The organism is Sphingorhabdus sp. (assembly GCF_044374345.1).
Lineage (GTDB): Bacteria > Pseudomonadota > Alphaproteobacteria > Sphingomonadales > Sphingomonadaceae > Sphingorhabdus_B.
The window spans coordinates 1-14,705 of the sequence record NZ_JBILOS010000050.1; the positions used below are offsets into that span (position 1 = coordinate 1).

Below are 14,705 nucleotides of genomic sequence, written 5' to 3' on the forward strand. Positions count from 1 at the left end.
TTCCGTCCATGGCAAAGGCAAAGCGCAAATATGTGTGTCAGGCATGCGGTTCAGAAGCGAACCGTTGGCAGGGGCAATGTGACGACTGCGGCGAATGGAATACGCTGGCGGAAGAGGCGAGCGCGACGGTCTTTGAGCTGAAGCATCATTTGCATTCGGGCGGACGTTCGGTGGAACTGTCGGGGCTGAACACCGACATCAAACTACCTGATCGCGCCTCGACCGGCATCGCCGAGTTTGACCGTGCACTGGGTGGTGGCCTTGTGCCGGGGTCAGCGACGTTGCTGGGCGGTGATCCGGGCATTGGTAAGTCTACTTTGCTGTTGCAGGCAGCGGCCAATCTGGCGCAGCGTGGACTCAGCGTGGCGTATATTTCGGGCGAAGAGGCTGTCGACCAAGTGCGTTTGCGCGCACGGCGGGTTGGGCTCGGCGATGCGCCTGTGCAATTGGCGGCCGCAACTTCGGTCCGCGACATATTGACCACCATGGGGAAGGGCGCGCCGCCCGCCTTGCTGGTGATTGACTCGATCCAGACAATGCACAGCGATTTGATTGAAGGCGCGCCTGGCACCGTCAGCCAAGTGCGGGCATCGGCGCAAGAGTTGATCCGTTTTGCCAAAGAGCGTGGCTCTGCATTGATGCTGGTAGGCCATGTCACCAAAGACGGTACGATTGCCGGACCACGCGTGCTTGAACATATGGTCGATACGGTGCTGGCGTTTGAAGGTGAGCGAAGCCACCAATATCGGATATTGCGCGCATCGAAGAACCGCTTTGGCGGCACCGATGAGATTGGCGTTTTCGCTATGGCGGAAGAGGGCCTGACCGAGGTTGGCAACCCCAGCGCATTGTTCCTGACCGACCGCGCAGAGCAAGTCACTGGCGCAACGGTGTTTCCAGCGTTGGAAGGTACGCGGCCAGTGCTCGTTGAAATTCAGGCGCTGACCGTGCGCCTATCCAGCGGCGCAACGCCCCGCCGCGCGGTGGTCGGATGGGACAGCGGACGGCTCGCCATGATATTGGCGGTGTTGGAGGCGCGCTGCGGCCTTAGCTTTTCGACTGCTGAAGTATATCTGAACATCGCCGGCGGATACCGCATTTCGGACCCGGCGGCGGACCTTGCGGTGGCGGCGGCGCTGGTATCCGCATTGGCCGAGCGGCCCTTGCCGTCGGATGCTGTCCTGTTTGGGGAAGTCGCTTTGTCTGGTGAAATTCGCCCCGTCGCACATGGTGCATTGCGTTTGAAGGAATCGGCCAAGCTTGGTTTCAGCCGTGCACTTGTTCCGCCATCGGTGAAGGGGCAGTCGGGAATTTCCACGCAAGAGTTCCGCACGCTGGCCAATCTCGTTGACCATATGCTGGGACGTCACTAAATCCGTTTTTAGGCCATGTCATAGGCGACAGACATCAGGCGGTTTTGCGGCTTGAATGGCGATATGGGCGCACTGTGGACGAGGTGCGACGGATTATAGATTGGGCAGCAGCTTCACATGACCGCATTTGATATCATTGTATTTTTCCTAATCGGCAGCGGCGCCATTTTCGGCTTATTGCGCGGTTTTGTGCAAGAGACGCTGTCGATGATTGCATGGATATTGGTTATCGCCGCCGTCCGCGTGCTGCACGCCCCTGCCACGTCTGCACTGGCGGAAACCATTGGTTCAGAAACAAGCGCGGCTATTGTGGCGTTTCTGGCGATTGTCATTGTTATTTATGCGCTGGGCAGATGGATCGCGAAATCGCTTGGCGCGCGATCACGTAAATCGCTTTTGGGCCCGTTTGACCGTGTCTTGGGCTTTGGCTTTGGAATGTTGAAGGGGCTGATGATGGCGACTCTCATATTCCTGTTGCTCGTCATGGGTTATGGCATGTTCTTTGGCGCGGATGAGGAGCGCCCTGAATGGATGACACAATCACGCACCTATCCGCTGTTGAACGCAAGCGGGACAGCCATGTCCGATTTCGTTCGGGAGAACCGCGGGGCCGATGACGAAGCCGCGGGAACAAACGAGTGAGCGATTCCGCTCTCTACAATCGCGACATACTCCGCCTCGCGACCGCGTTGGTCGCAAATGACCGCCTTGAAAATCCCGAAGGGTCGGCAGAGGTCCGCTCCCCCGTTTGCGGAAGCCGGATGCAGGCAGATGTCATGACCGACGCAAGCGGGCATATATGCGGGCTGGCGTTGCGGGTAAACGCCTGCGCCTTGGGTCAGGCCTCAGCGGCCATTTTACGGCAGAACGCCGACGGGTTGAGCCTATCGATACTGAATGAACTGCGCAACGGCATTGCCCAAGCATTAAAGCGCGAGGGCGCGATGCCCGCCATTTGGCCTGAACTGGATCTGCTTTCGGCGGCCAGCGATTATCCGTCGCGACATGCGGCCATCTTGCTGCCCTATGATGCGGTTCTGGCTGCTGCGCAGAATATCAAAGAAAAAAGCTGATGGAGGATGCGCCGCATAATCTTGTTGCGGACGTGATGCTCGGCGGGGTTGTGTTGCTCGGCGCAGCGTTGATTGCGGTGCTCATTTTCCGCCGCCTCGGCCTTGGCGCGGTGCTCGGATATCTGGTTGCCGGTATCGCCATCGGTCCGGACGGACTTGGCCTGATTGGCGCGCCAGAGACGATATTGGCCTATTCGGAAATCGGCATCATTTTGCTGCTTTTCCTTGTCGGCTTGGAACTATCGCCTAGCCGGTTGTGGTTGTTGCGCAGGGATATTTTGTTATTTGGTCCGCTGCAGGTGACCTTGTGCGGTCTTGGCATGTTTGCGATCATTCGCTTCGCAATGCCGACCTTTAGCTGGGAAGCGGCGTTGGTCCTTGGCCTGCCGCTTGCTTTATCATCCACCGCGCAGGTCCTGCCTTTGCTGCAATCGCGTGGCCGCATGAAAACCGACTATGGCGAAAAAAGCTTCTCCATCCTGTTGTTTCAGGACATTTCGATTGTCCCATTGCTGACGATTGTCGCCGCATTGTCGCGTGCACCGGCAGATGACGGCGCCATTACGGGCTGGCGGCTGGTTCTATATGCTATCCTCGCCATATTGGGGTTGGTGCTCGCCGGGCGCTATTTGCTGTCGCCACTGTTGCGGCTTGTCGGCAAGATTTCCGAACGTGAACTCTTCATTGTCACAGGGCTGTTCACGGTTTGCGTCAGCGCGGCGGTCATGCAGTCGATTGGCGTATCGCCAGCGTTGGGGGCGTTTGTTGCAGGCGTCATGCTTGCAGAATCGCCGTACCGGCATGAGCTTGAGGCCGATATTGATCCGTTTCGATCGATCCTGCTGGGTCTGTTTTTCCTTGCGGTCGGCATGTTGCTGGATGTCGACGTCATTATCGCCCAGCCTTTGTTTGTTGCGGGGCTTGCGCTGGCGTTGGTCGCCGTCAAAATTGCCATCATCTTTGCGCTTGGCCGGTTCTTTGGATTGAAGAGCAAGCCGTCCATCATCATGGCCATGCTGTTGAGCCAGGGCGGGGAATTCGCGTTTGTCCTGTTCACTGCGGCGCAGCAAGCGTTGTTGATTGAGCCGGAGGCTGCGAGCCTATTTGGCGCAGTTGTCACGCTGTCGATGGCGTCGACGCCTTTCCTGATGATTATTGCTGGCAAGCTGGCGGCACATAAGCCCAAGGGTGCAGCCCAGCTTGATGACCCGGAGTTGGCTTCACAAGCCAATGTCATCATCGTTGGCCATGGCCGGTTTGGGCAACAGGTGTCGCAGATTATGCAGGCCGCAGGCCGGTCGGTCACGCTCATCGATATCAACCCACGGACAATCGACACAAGCGGCGAATTTGGCGTCAAAGTCTTCTACGGCGATGGGACGCGCGTTGATTTGTTGCAGCGGGCAGGGGGCGAGGACGCGCAGGCGATATTCTTCTGCATCGATGACCGGCATATGACCGCAGAGTCATTGATGCCCGTTCGTGAGACATTTCCGCGCACCAAGCTGTTTGTGCGCGCATATGACAGGCAACAGGCGCTGGCTTTGATGGAAGATGATGGAATCAGTATCATCCGCGAGCTGTTTGAATCGTCGATCCGCATGTCGGTCGATGCGCTGAAGTTCTTCGGAACTGACCGCGAAGCTATCCATGAAATCATCGCCGAATTCCGCCGACGCGACCGAAGCCGGCTAAAAGCGCAATTTACCAGCGGCGATATGCATGCGGGCAAACGGCATAGCTTTGGCGGTGATGACTCGGATGATTTCCTGATCGCGCAGGATTAAGCTTCGTCGTCGAGGAAGGCCGCGACGTCGTCCAGTACGACGTCTTTCGACAAGAAGGTTTGGCCTATGCCTCTTGCAAGCAAGAAGGGCAAAGTGCCGCCGCTCATCTTTTTGTCATGCCGCATATACTCCACCAGCAACGCACCGTTCGCGGTAACGCCAGCCTCTGAAAGCGTGGTGGGTAAGCCCGCGGCTTTTAGCAGCTGCGATACGCGCCGTGCATCCTCTGCGGCGCACAGGCCAAGTCGGACGGAATAGCGAAACGCCAGCGCCATGCCCGCTGCGACGGCTTCGCCATGGAACAGTCGGTCCGAAAAACCTGTGTCGGCTTCCAACGCATGGCCAAAGGTATGGCCCAGGTTCAACAATGCACGTGTGCCCGTGCGTTCGGTCTCGTCAGCGGCGACGACGCGCGCTTTGGATTGCACCGATGTTATAATGGCCTGCGCGCGAATGGCGGGGTCACCGGCAAAGAAACTGTCTAGATTGTCTTCGCAATATTGAAAGAAATCGGGATCATCGATCAGGCCATATTTGACCACTTCGGCAAAGCCAGCCGCCAATTGGCGTGGCGGTAGAGTCGACAACAATTCAGGGTCAATCAGCACCAATGCAGGTTGATGAAACGCACCGACGAGGTTTTTGCCTGCTGCGCTGTTGATCGCGGTCTTGCCGCCGACGCTGCTGTCCACTTGCGCCAGCAAGGTCGTCGGGATTTGCACGAACGAACAGCCGCGCTTCACGATATGCGTTGCAAAACCCGTGATGTCGCCGACAACACCGCCGCCAAGCGCGATGACATGGTCGCTACGTTCCACATGCTGTGCGAGCATCCAGTCGGTTAGCTTTTCCAGCTCGCCCCAGCTTTTGCCAGCCTCGCCCGCCGGCAAAATATACACCGCAGTTTTCACGCCAGCGGCGGAGAGTGCGCCTTCAAACGCGGGCCAGACAGCGCGGGCAACATTTTCATCTGTGACCACCAACAACCGGTTGTCGCGCGCATAGGGCAGAAAAAACTCCGGCGCCTGTGCCATTAAGCCCGCACGGACATGAATGTCATAAGGTGCGTTGGTCAGGTCGACGGAAATGACGGTCATTGGGCAAGGGCCTTCACGATATTTTCAACGGTCCGCATATGCGGCGATGTATCGCTGCGAATATGGATATTGGCCGCCGCATATAGCGGGTTTCGAATCTTGCCAAGTTCCGTCAGGACTTCAACAGGGTCCTTATCCTTTAGCAAAGGCCGGTGGCTGCGCCGACCAACGCGGTCGGCCAGTACTTTTACGTCCGCGTCCAGCCAAATCGATATCGCGCGCTCCAATATCAGTGCGCGAGTGTCCGCATTGACGAATGCGCCGCCGCCCGTGGCGATAATCTTTGGCGCGCCCTCGACAAGCCGCGCAATAACCCGCCGCTCGCCATCGCGAAAATAGCCTTCGCCGAACTTTTCGAATATTTCGGAAATGGAAAGTCCCGCGGCACGTTCAATTTCATCGTCAGCATCGGCAAAGGGCACGTTCAACCGCGCAGCGAGGCGCTTTCCAATGCTGCTTTTACCCACGCCCATCATGCCGACCAGAACGACCGGCCGGTCAATTACCGGGTCAGTTACTGTTCGGTCGTTGCCGATTTTTTGTTCATCGTTTCCGGGCATTGCGACACTGCCTATATATCGGCTATCCCCAACCCGAAAGTAATTTGCCACTTATCCGGAAAATTGTGGAAAAGCAGTATATTACACAATGGTCCATAAGCGGCGGACGTAAAAACCGGTTTTTGCGCTTTCTAATTGTTGCGGCAGTGGCATTTGGCTTGCTACTCTGGATCGCATGGTTAGGCGGTAACAACTTATGCAGATAAGAGAAATTGCAGTGCAGCCCCAAAGATTTGAAACAGGTTCGCGTCATTGACTGATAAAATAACAAAAGGCGGCCTTTTGGCGGCAGCCGCTGTCATCCTCGCATTTGCGTTGCCCGCATTGGGGCAGCAGGGTCCGGAGTCCCTTCTTCCCGAAGGCTTTGGCGACCCCGCGCCATCGGCACCCAATAATCCCGCGCGTCCCTCGTCTTCAACGCCGTCAACCACCAAGGCCGGAACATCACCGCCCAATCCGGCATCGGGTGACGTCAGTGCGGACGCTGCGGCTGACGGCGCAGAAGAGGATGAAGAAGACGCACAGGAAATGGTCGTTCGGTATGACGTTCCACCTGCTGCGCGCCGTTCGCTCAATGCGATTGGTATCATCTCCGAAACATCGGGCGGATTTCCGGCGGCGTCGTTTGGAGCAACCAATGGCGCTTTCCTGAAACAAGTTGTCGAACGCACATCAGGGCCAATCGCGTCGCGTTGGGGCACGATCATGGCACGGCGGTTGCTCGCCAGCCGGACCAATACGCCAGTGGGCGTAAACGGCGCGGACTGGACCGCAGAACGGGCGTGGCTGTTGCTGCGCATGGGGGACTCAGTTGTCGCACGTGGGCTTGTTCAGCAAGTCGACGCTGGCAACTATACCAAACGGCTTCATGAGGTCGCGATGCAGACCTATCTCGCCAATGGCGACCTGGCGGGCATCTGTCCTTTGACCGAAGGCGGCGTTCGCCTTGTCAACAGTGGGCGCTGGAAAATGTCGCGCGCTATTTGTGCGTCGCTCGCTGGCGAACAAGGCAGCGCAACGGGCTTCATCAATCAGGGACGCTATCAGGGCTGGGTTCGGGGCGTTGATTATCTCTTAACCGAAAAGGCCGTGGGTGCGGGCATCAATGGCCGCCGGTCGGTCAAAATCGAATGGGATGGCGTTGAGGGGATGAACCCATGGCGCTTTGGTTTGTCCGCCGCCGTTGGGCTTGAGCCACCCGAGCAGTTGTTCAGCAATAGCGGTCGCCAGATTGATGGATGGCGTGCGCAATTGCCCATGTTTGCACCCGCCATACGCGCCAAATATGCACCCGGGGCCGCCGCGCTTGGTGTATTTTCCAACCGCGATATGGTTGATCTCTATGCGCAGGTTCTTGATGATCCCGATGCACCCGACGCGATGAAAATGCAGGCCGAAAATCTGGGCAACGCATATACCGCATCGGACGATTCCGGAAAAGTTTCGGCAATGGCCTCGATTTGGGGCGCAGAGCGGACGGGTGCGGACTATCTGGCGGCGCTTGTCATGACGGCGCGCGCGGCAGCGCTTATCGCCCCAAGTTCAGACCATGCCGGGCAGGCCGATGGATTGATTGCATCGATGTTGACGGCGGGGCTTGATCGTTCGGCGGCGCGATGGAGCAATGTCGTTTCGGGCGGTTCGCTGGGTTGGGCACTCGTCACCTTGGGCGCACCTGGCCGCATCACTCTGGCGGATTATGGCGATCTCGACGAATTTTACAGCAATGACGACAGCGCCGAAGGGCATAAGTCCGCGCTTTTGCTTGCCGGACTTGCCGGGCTCGGTCGTATTGAATCCGGGGCACGCACTGATTTTGCGGATGATCTGAAGGTAAACATTGCGCGGCAAACGGCTTGGTCAAAAGCGATTACGGCCGCAGCAAGTCGCGGTGAGCAAGGCACGGTCGCGCTGATGGCGGTTGCGGGAATGCAGGCCCCGTCATGGGCCTCGGTGCCGGCGCATCATCTATATTATATCGTGCGTTCGCTGCGTCAGGTGGGTCTTGAGGCGGAAGCGCGGATGATTGCGGCCGAAGCGGTCACCCTTGGGTGATATGCAAGGCAGCGGTGCCTGATCGACGGGTATGAGCGCGACAGACCGCGATTTGATAGCGCGCTTCATTGAAATGATGGCGGCTGAGCAGGGCGTTGCTGCAAACACCAGCGCGGCTTATGCGAGCGACTTGCTGGCGGCATCCAGCCTGACCGGCGGAAAGCTGGCACATGCCGATTCTGACATGTTGGTGACGCTTTCAAGCCATTGGCGCGACCTAGCCAACAGTTCAGTCGCGCGCAAATCATCGGCGCTGCGGCGCTTTTTCGGGTTTTTGCATGAGGAGGGTTTTCGCGATGATAATCCGTCCGCCGCTTTGCCCAAGCCGTCGCAAGTGCGTGCGCTACCGAAAATCCTTGATACAAAAGAGGTCGATCTTTTGTTCGCCGCAATCGAGGCAAAGCTCGCGCAGCCCGCGCCTGCGTCTACGGACTATCGGCTCTCCGCCTTGATTGAGCTGCTCTACGGCTCCGGTTTGCGTGCGACCGAGCTAGTTGCGCTGCCGCGCAGTGCGATCGTGTCGGACAAGCCGTTCATCATCGTCAAGGGCAAGGGCGCGAAGGAACGGATGGTTCCCATTTCCAATCGTGCGCGGCAGGCGGTTGGGACATGGCTTGCCTGCGTTCCGGAAAAGTCGCGCTTTTTGTTTCCGTCGCGTGCCGGACATATCAGCCGCATTCGCCTGTTTCAGATTATCAAGGCGATCGCCGCTGAGGCCGGTTTAGATCCGGCCAAGGTCAGCCCGCATGTCCTGCGGCATGCCTTTGCGACGCATCTTTTGGCGGGCGGCGCGAATCTCAGGGCGCTTCAGGCGATGTTGGGCCATGTCGATATCGCCACCACGCAAATTTACACGCATGTGGACAGCAGCCGTCTGGTGGAGTTGGTCAACCGCAGGCACCCGCTGGCAATGCGCACGTTGACCCGTGGCGCGACAGGCTCTAACCGGCAATCATGATGGTATATCTTGAATTCGAAAAACCTGTCGCCGCTTTGGAAGCACGTATTATTGAACTGCAGGATGCAGCGCGGGAAAGCGACGTCGATGTCAGCGCCGAGATTGGCAAGCTGCGCGACAAAGCGGACAAGCAGCTTAAGGACACATACGCAAACCTGACCGCGTGGCAGAAAACGCAGGTTGCCCGCCATCCCGAACGGCCGCATTTCAAACATTTCATCGAGGCTATGTTTGAAGATTTCATGCCCTTGGCCGGCGACCGCGCCTTTGGCGATGATCAGGCCATTATCGGCGGCCTCGCCCGACTCAACGGTCGGCGTGTCATGGTCATTGGCCATGAAAAGGGGGACGACACGCAAAGCCGTCTTCGCCATAATTTCGGCATGGGCAAGCCAGAAGGCTATCGCAAAGCCATCCGGCTGATGGAACTGGCCGACCGGTTCGGTATTCCGGTGATTAGCCTTGTCGACACATCGGGTGCGTTCCCGGGCATTCAGGCCGAAGAACGCGGTCAGGCCGAAGCCATCGCCCGCTCCACAGAAAAATGCCTCGCGCTTGGCGTGCCGATGATCGCCTGCATCGTGGGTGAGGGTGGTTCGGGCGGCGCGGTCGCACTTGCGGCTGCGGACCGCGTTTTGATGTTTGAATATGCCGTATACTCCGTCATTTCTCCCGAAGGTTGCGCGTCGATCCTCTGGCGGACGGGCGACAAGGCAGCGGATGCTGCGCAGGCCATGAAGATGACGGCCGATGATTTGAAAGCGCTTCGGGTTATCGACCGGATCGTCAAAGAACCGATGGGCGGTGCGCATCGCGACCATGCGCTTGCGGCGGCATCGCTTGGGAAGGCCATTGAAGAGGAGATTGAAGCGCTCTCTGCCTTTTCGTCGAAAGAGCTTTTGCAGCAACGCCGGGCAAAATTCTTGGCGATGGGCGCGTAAGCCTATTTAGGTGTTGCACGGTTTGCAGCGGCACAAGAATTTACGTCGGTGCACAGCGTAATGTGATAGTTTAGGTTTTCCTGACTTTAGGAGGACATGGATGCGCAATTCGAAAATTATCTTGGCTACGGGCCCGGCAATCCTTGGATTGACGGCCATGGTTGGCAGTTTTCCGGCAGATGCACAAACGAAGCAGCCCGCCGCGCCGCGCGCATTTACCGCCCAGGAAAAGGCAGAGGGCGCGAAATATCACACCGAAATTCTGAAAGAATTTGGCGGTCCGATGCAGAGCCCGCAAACGGCCTATGTTGTGCGCGTTGGCAAAAACATTGCGGCGCAATCCGGCCTTGGCAATTCGCAGGATGATTTTAACGTCACCTTGCTGAATTCGTCCGTGAACAATGCGTTCGCGCTTCCCGGCGGCTATGTTTACATCACGCGCCAACTGGTTGCCCTGTGCAATAGTGAGGCAGAGATGGCGGGCGTATTGGGCCATGAAGTCGGACACACCGCCGCGCGCCACAGCGAAAAGCGCCAAAACAACGCCACATTTGCCAACATATTGGGCATAGGCGGCACGATTTTGGGTTCAGTGCTTGGCGACTCCGCTGGATGGCTTGGCGCTGTCGGCGCTGGGCTAAAGCAATATGCGGGTCCGCTGGCACAAGTTTTCAGTCTGAAATATTCACGGAAACAGGAAGAAGAGGCTGATGACTTCGGCATCCGCTATCTGAGCAGCGCCGGCTATGATCCAAGCGCATTATCATCGATGCTGAATGCGTTGGCATTGCAAACAAGCCTTGATTCGCGGGTCGCTGGACTTGGTGACAATGCGTTGCCCGAATGGGCGAGTACGCACCCCGATCCCGCGCGGCGTGTTGTCCGTGCGGCCACGCGGTCAAAATCCTATCCAGCCAGCAATGTGCGCAATGCCGATGCCCACTTTGCCGCCATTGACGGCATGCTCTATGGCGACGATCCGGAGCAGGGTGTCATTGAGGGGCAGGCATTCATCCATCCGCAATTAAAACTGCGGTTCACCGCGCCAACGGGTTTTGGCATGCAAAACGGAAATGAAGCCGTCTCCATAAACGGCAATATGGGTAAGGCGATGTTCACCGCAGCGGCGTTCGACGGCAATCGTAATGCATATGTCAGCAATGCGTTTAAATCTGTTGCCGGCAAAAACATGACCATTCCAGTCCGCGATATCGGCAGGACAACGGTGAACGGCATCCCGGCATTTTTCGCCCGCAGCGTCGTCAATACGCAGCAGGGGCAGCGCGCCGTGTCTGTCTTTGCCTATGAATGGTCGCCCGGAACCGCATTTCATTTTGTGACCATTACCGCCGCCAATGCGCGCCCGTTTGACGGCATGTTTGAAAGCATGTCCCGCTTGAGCAATGCGCAAGCAGCCGAGGTGAAGCCGCGTACATTACGCGTCGTGACGGTGGCGCGCACAGACACTGTGGCATCGCTGGCAAAGCGTATGGCGTACCCGTCGCTGCAGACCGAACGGTTTCTTGCGCTGAATGGGCTGACCTTCAACGCAGCGTTGCGTCCGGGGCAGAAGGTGAAGATTGTCACATATTAGGGTCAGGACCTATTACATGCACCATCGCGGCGTCCTTCGGATTTGACCCATATTGTCCATTGCTGCGTTGGCAAGCTTGGACTTAGAACCACTAAGTCCGGCGCTTACCGCCTTGCACTGAACAATATGGCCTCAAACCGCGATGGTGCAATTAATAGGTCCTGACCCCAAATAAAAAGGGCGGGAACCGCGAAGTTCCCGCCCTTTTATAAATGTTCGGGCTTGGTGCCTGAATATTAAGTGACGTTCAGCTTTTTGGACACGGTGTTAAATTGGTTGTTCAGGCTGGTGCCAAGGGCGTTCATTCCAACCATTGCAGCAACAGCAACCAAAGCCGCGATTAGGCCGTATTCAATTGCAGTTGCGCCTTCTTCACGCTTGAAGATTTTCTTGATAAATTTCATCTTAGGTCTCCTGTTATTCATTTATTCACCCGGGCGGTTTTGTAAATATTAACCGTCATCAGTGTGATAAATCATCAATGTTTACTAATTCGTTAATGTGTACATTAAATCTAAGACGTCGATAATTCGTTGGACACTTTATTCAAAACATCCTGTATTCCGTTTGCAACGGTCCCTAGAGAAGGAATCATTGCGATAATGATTAACGTCACAATCAAACCATATTCCACTGCCGTCGCCCCTTGGTTGCATTTTTGAATACGTCGAATGAAATCCAACATTTTATTGGTCCTCCTTCGATCCTTGGTTGCGGGCATCCGGAAAATCCCACACAAGGGTTAATAAATGCTTGCAACATGATGAGACTATGGAAAAAAATCCCACAACATTGTTCGTGGTTGCCGCGGCATTAGCCAATGAAAGTGGTGCTATTCTGCTGCAAAAGCGTCCGGACCATGCCTCTATGGGTGGGTTGTGGGAGTTCCCGGGTGGCAAGGTCGAAGCGGGTGAAGCGCCCGAAGTTGCGCTTACACGGGAGCTGTTTGAAGAGCTTGGGATCTCCGTAAACCCCCAAGACCTTATACCCGAAACCTTTGCAAGCGAGCCGTTGGGCGACCGACATTTGTTGCTGTTATTGTACAGATGCGTGACGTGGGAAGGCACGCCTACGCCGCATTTTGCGTCTGAAATTGCATGGGTGCATCCAAACGACATGGCTGCGCTTCCAATGCCGCCCGCGGATTATCCGCTCGTTGAACGGCTTAAACGCATTTAATAGGTCCTGACCTTAGTCTTCGGGGTTTTTGGACAATATGTCCGCAAGCGAAACTTGCGCGCTTCCCCTTTTGGCTGGGCGGGGTTGGTTTTCAGACGGCGCCCAACCGCTCAGGAACAGATGCGTGAAATATTCCGGTACTTTGCCATGGGCGTCTGCGCGTGCGGCGAAAATCTGGTCCAGCCGATTGATCGCCTTCTTGCCGAGATATGCGCGCGGTCCGGCCAAAGCATTGCCTATTCCGGCGTCCCGCACATCGGACACTATGCCGCGCCAGTCGCTATACCGGACCTCAGTCACGTCCTGATCCGCAACGGGCAGGGCAAACCCGGCACGCACGATCAAATCGGCCGCGCTGCGCAAGTCAATTTGCGGGTGCAAATGTGGCCGAACCTGATCGGCGTCGGATTCCAGAAACATCGATTTCAATGTGGCCAGCGTGCCTGCGCCAAACATATGGCCCAGAAATAATCCATCCGGTTTGAGTATCCGCCGGATTTGGATAAGCGCGCCGGGCAGATCGTTGACGCTGTCCAACGTGCCAGCCGAGATAACGAGATCGAACGACGCAGGCGCAAAGGGCAGGCGGTCCTCTTCAAATCCGTTTTGTGTGTCTTCAGCGCCGCCTAATGATATCAACGGCATATGCGTGCAACGCATGTCCCCAGGCAGAATGTCCTTTTGCCAGTCTGCGATCGGTCCAATGATCAACGCATGTTCGAACACGCGCGTCACAAAGCCCAGCCGTTCGCCAAGATCCTGCGCAATATGGCGCCACAGAAATTGATCGCCCTGACGCCGTGATGCACGTTCACGCAGCGCGCGGCGGCGTTGGCGGTCAAATATTTCAGGCGGGTTGGTCTCGCTGGTCATTTCGGCCTTGTGCAGACACTGGCTTTATCCGACAAGTCTTCATGGCCATCACCCGCCACATTTTCCGTGCTGCGCTCAATTGGGCGCTGCCCGAACGCTGCCCATGTTGCGGCACGATAACGCCCGCCGGCGGTCCATTTTGCGTTGATTGCTGGCAACAATTGCAGTTTCTTGCCCCGCCCTGGTGCCATGGATGCGCAATGCCATTTGAATATGACCGCGGGTCGGATAGCTATTGCGCGGCATGTCTGGCCAAGCCGCCCAAACATGACGGCATTCGCGCCGCGGTAAAATATGACGACCTGTCTGCAAAGGTTGCACTCCGGCTAAAATATAGCGGAAAGATCGGATTGGCCCGCGTGATTGCGCAGCAACTGGTTCGCCATCTGCCCGAGGATCGCAGCAATATCATCATTACGCCCGTTCCTTTGCATTGGACGCGCATGTGGTCGCGCAGCTTCAACCAGTCCGCGTTGATCGGCCGCGCGCTCTCTGCGCAAAGCGGCATCGCTTTTGTCCCTGACATACTCGTCCGCCACAAACGCACGCCGAGCATGCGTGGCCTCAATGCCAAGGGCCGCCGTAAAGCCGTTGGGCAGGCATTTTCCGTGCATCCCAAATGGCGTGGCCGATTAAAAGGGAGCCGCATCATTCTGATCGACGATGTCTTAACCACCGGTGCGACCAGCGATGGCTGCATATCAGTTTTGAAACGAAGCGGTGCGTCGTGGATACAGCTGTTCTGCTGGGCACGTGCGCTGCGCGGAGAAAGCGCAGAGCAAAAGTAACTGCTCTCGATGCTTGACTTGATGGCGGCTGGACACCATTTCAGCTTCATGACCGCACATGTTGAAATCTACACCAAATTCGCATGCCCTTATTGCGTCCGTGCCAAGCAATTGCTCGACAGCAAGGGCGTCCAATATACCGAATATGACATAAGCATGGGTGGCGCAAAGCGTGACGAAATGCTGGCGCGCGTGCCCGGTGCGCGGACCGTGCCGCAGATCCTGATCAATGATACACCAATAGGTGGCTCTGATGATTTGCGCGCCTTGGAGAATCAAGGGAAGCTCGACGCCTTGCTAGGACCGCGTGGGGCATAATGATCGCATTTGACCTGAATTGCAGCAACGGACATCGTTTCGAAGGCTGGTTTGCGTCATCCGAAGATTATTCCAAGCAGCAGTCCGCCGGGTTGCTGGCGTGTCCCGT

18 protein-coding genes are annotated in these 14,705 nt (G+C 56.8%); 12 read left to right on the forward strand and 6 right to left on the reverse strand.

All coding sequences use genetic code 11. The features are described 5' to 3' along the window. Positions 1-8 precede the first annotated feature (8 nt). The 4 genes from radA to ACIQ5B_RS06605 all read left to right on the forward strand — a co-directional run bounded on the left by radA (position 9) and on the right by ACIQ5B_RS06605 (position 4,233). Complete coding sequence (radA, locus tag ACIQ5B_RS06590) at positions 9-1,373, forward strand: DNA repair protein RadA (protein ID WP_397598334.1); 1,365 nt, start codon at positions 9-11, stop codon at positions 1,371-1,373. A 117-nt stretch (positions 1,374-1,490) separates the two neighbouring features. Beyond that, the gene (locus tag ACIQ5B_RS06595; protein ID WP_397598321.1) at positions 1,491-2,015 is read left to right on the forward strand and encodes a CvpA family protein; all 525 of its coding nucleotides are present in this window, start codon (positions 1,491-1,493) and stop codon (positions 2,013-2,015) included. Further along, positions 2,012-2,446, forward strand: coding sequence for an iron-sulfur cluster assembly scaffold protein (locus tag ACIQ5B_RS06600; RefSeq protein ID WP_397598322.1), 435 nt, complete (start codon positions 2,012-2,014; stop codon positions 2,444-2,446). The genes ACIQ5B_RS06595 and ACIQ5B_RS06600 overlap by 4 nt, the downstream gene beginning before the upstream one ends. Then, on the forward strand, positions 2,446-4,233 hold the full coding sequence (locus ACIQ5B_RS06605) for a monovalent cation:proton antiporter-2 (CPA2) family protein (RefSeq protein ID WP_397598323.1): 1,788 nt from the start codon (positions 2,446-2,448) through the stop codon (positions 4,231-4,233). Before ACIQ5B_RS06600 ends, ACIQ5B_RS06605 begins: the two co-directional genes overlap by 1 nt. Here the strand turns inward: ACIQ5B_RS06605 and aroB are convergent. After that, positions 4,230-5,330, reverse strand: coding sequence for a 3-dehydroquinate synthase (aroB, locus tag ACIQ5B_RS06610; RefSeq protein ID WP_397598324.1), 1,101 nt, complete (start codon positions 5,328-5,330; stop codon positions 4,230-4,232). The two genes, ACIQ5B_RS06605 and aroB, sit on opposite strands and share 4 nt — an antisense overlap. Continuing rightward, on the reverse strand, positions 5,327-5,806 hold the full coding sequence (locus ACIQ5B_RS06615; protein ID WP_397598335.1) for a shikimate kinase: 480 nt from the start codon (positions 5,804-5,806) through the stop codon (positions 5,327-5,329). The genes aroB and ACIQ5B_RS06615 overlap by 4 nt, the downstream gene beginning before the upstream one ends. Positions 5,807-6,142: 336 nt before the next feature. Here ACIQ5B_RS06615 and ACIQ5B_RS06620 point away from each other — a divergent pair, with 336 nt between their 5' ends. The 4 genes from ACIQ5B_RS06620 (at position 6,143) to ACIQ5B_RS06635 (ending at position 11,438) form a co-directional block, all read left to right on the forward strand. Further along, positions 6,143-7,945, forward strand: coding sequence for a hypothetical protein (locus ACIQ5B_RS06620; protein WP_397598325.1), 1,803 nt, complete (start codon positions 6,143-6,145; stop codon positions 7,943-7,945). Between the two features lie 31 nt (positions 7,946-7,976). Beyond that, on the forward strand, positions 7,977-8,903 hold the full coding sequence (locus ACIQ5B_RS06625) for a tyrosine recombinase (protein WP_397598326.1): 927 nt from the start codon (positions 7,977-7,979) through the stop codon (positions 8,901-8,903). Next, positions 8,900-9,844 (forward strand): acetyl-CoA carboxylase carboxyltransferase subunit alpha, encoded by a 945-nt coding sequence (locus tag ACIQ5B_RS06630; RefSeq protein ID WP_397598327.1) that lies wholly within the window; start codon positions 8,900-8,902, stop codon positions 9,842-9,844. The genes ACIQ5B_RS06625 and ACIQ5B_RS06630 overlap by 4 nt, the downstream gene beginning before the upstream one ends. 100 nt (positions 9,845-9,944) lie before the next feature. Beyond that, entirely contained in the window at positions 9,945-11,438 is a 1,494-nt protein-coding gene (locus tag ACIQ5B_RS06635; RefSeq protein ID WP_397598328.1) for a M48 family metalloprotease, read from the forward strand. Positions 11,439-11,674: 236 nt separating this feature from the next. Here the strand turns inward: ACIQ5B_RS06635 and ACIQ5B_RS06640 are convergent, their stop codons facing one another. After that, entirely contained in the window at positions 11,675-11,842 is a 168-nt protein-coding gene (locus tag ACIQ5B_RS06640; protein ID WP_397598329.1) for a Flp family type IVb pilin, read from the reverse strand. 110 nt (positions 11,843-11,952) lie between these two features. Continuing rightward, positions 11,953-12,159, reverse strand: a complete 207-nt coding sequence (locus ACIQ5B_RS06645) for a Flp family type IVb pilin (protein ID WP_397598330.1) — start codon at positions 12,157-12,159, stop codon at positions 11,953-11,955. Positions 12,160-12,209: 50 nt separating this feature from the next. On the opposite strand from ACIQ5B_RS06645, the gene ACIQ5B_RS06650 reads away from it, so the two are divergent. Further along, positions 12,210-12,617: a (deoxy)nucleoside triphosphate pyrophosphohydrolase gene (locus ACIQ5B_RS06650; protein WP_397598331.1), complete on the forward strand. Its 408-nt coding sequence runs from the start codon at positions 12,210-12,212 to the stop codon at positions 12,615-12,617. Positions 12,618-12,629: 12 nt separating this feature from the next. Here the strand turns inward: ACIQ5B_RS06650 and ACIQ5B_RS06655 are convergent, their stop codons facing one another. After that, positions 12,630-13,490, reverse strand: a complete 861-nt coding sequence (locus tag ACIQ5B_RS06655) for a methyltransferase domain-containing protein (protein ID WP_397598332.1) — start codon at positions 13,488-13,490, stop codon at positions 12,630-12,632. Next, the gene (locus tag ACIQ5B_RS06660) at positions 13,487-13,681 is read right to left on the reverse strand and encodes a hypothetical protein (protein WP_397598338.1); all 195 of its coding nucleotides are present in this window, start codon (positions 13,679-13,681) and stop codon (positions 13,487-13,489) included. Before ACIQ5B_RS06660 ends, ACIQ5B_RS06655 begins: the two co-directional genes overlap by 4 nt. Here ACIQ5B_RS06660 and ACIQ5B_RS06665 point away from each other — a divergent pair. The 3 genes from ACIQ5B_RS06665 to ACIQ5B_RS06675 all read left to right on the forward strand — a co-directional run. Then, the gene (locus ACIQ5B_RS06665) at positions 13,607-14,278 is read left to right on the forward strand and encodes a ComF family protein (RefSeq protein WP_397598336.1); all 672 of its coding nucleotides are present in this window, start codon (positions 13,607-13,609) and stop codon (positions 14,276-14,278) included. The genes ACIQ5B_RS06660 and ACIQ5B_RS06665 overlap by 75 nt on opposite strands. A 48-nt stretch (positions 14,279-14,326) precedes the next feature. Next, positions 14,327-14,596: a glutaredoxin 3 gene (gene grxC, locus ACIQ5B_RS06670; RefSeq protein ID WP_397598333.1), complete on the forward strand. Its 270-nt coding sequence runs from the start codon at positions 14,327-14,329 to the stop codon at positions 14,594-14,596. Continuing rightward, a partial coding sequence (locus ACIQ5B_RS06675; RefSeq protein WP_397598337.1) for a DUF1178 family protein occupies positions 14,596-14,705 on the forward strand: 110 nt, incomplete at its 3' end. The genes grxC and ACIQ5B_RS06675, both read left to right, overlap by 1 nt.

Excerpts from the sequence above, each read along its gene's own strand:
- radA (WP_397598334.1), top strand. The coding sequence starts at position 9 with ATGGCAAAGGCAAAGCGCAAATATGTGTGTCAGGCATGCGGTTCAGAA.
- ACIQ5B_RS06595 (WP_397598321.1), top strand. The coding sequence starts at position 1,491 with ATGACCGCATTTGATATCATTGTATTTTTCCTAATCGGCAGCGGCGCC.
- ACIQ5B_RS06605 (WP_397598323.1), top strand. The coding sequence starts at position 2,446 with ATGGAGGATGCGCCGCATAATCTTGTTGCGGACGTGATGCTCGGCGGG.
- aroB (WP_397598324.1), bottom strand. The coding sequence starts at position 5,330 with ATGACCGTCATTTCCGTCGACCTGACCAACGCACCTTATGACATTCAT.
- ACIQ5B_RS06615 (WP_397598335.1), bottom strand. The coding sequence starts at position 5,806 with ATGATGGGCGTGGGTAAAAGCAGCATTGGAAAGCGCCTCGCTGCGCGG.
- ACIQ5B_RS06625 (WP_397598326.1), top strand. The coding sequence starts at position 7,977 with ATGAGCGCGACAGACCGCGATTTGATAGCGCGCTTCATTGAAATGATG.
- ACIQ5B_RS06630 (WP_397598327.1), top strand. The coding sequence starts at position 8,900 with ATGATGGTATATCTTGAATTCGAAAAACCTGTCGCCGCTTTGGAAGCA.
- ACIQ5B_RS06635 (WP_397598328.1), top strand. The coding sequence starts at position 9,945 with ATGCGCAATTCGAAAATTATCTTGGCTACGGGCCCGGCAATCCTTGGA.
- ACIQ5B_RS06640 (WP_397598329.1), bottom strand. The coding sequence starts at position 11,842 with ATGAAATTTATCAAGAAAATCTTCAAGCGTGAAGAAGGCGCAACTGCA.
- ACIQ5B_RS06645 (WP_397598330.1), bottom strand. The coding sequence starts at position 12,159 with ATGCCCGCAACCAAGGATCGAAGGAGGACCAATAAAATGTTGGATTTC.
- ACIQ5B_RS06650 (WP_397598331.1), top strand. The coding sequence starts at position 12,210 with ATGGAAAAAAATCCCACAACATTGTTCGTGGTTGCCGCGGCATTAGCC.
- ACIQ5B_RS06655 (WP_397598332.1), bottom strand. The coding sequence starts at position 13,490 with ATGACCAGCGAGACCAACCCGCCTGAAATATTTGACCGCCAACGCCGC.
- ACIQ5B_RS06660 (WP_397598338.1), bottom strand. The coding sequence starts at position 13,681 with ATGGCACCAGGGCGGGGCAAGAAACTGCAATTGTTGCCAGCAATCAAC.
- grxC (WP_397598333.1), top strand. The coding sequence starts at position 14,327 with ATGACCGCACATGTTGAAATCTACACCAAATTCGCATGCCCTTATTGC.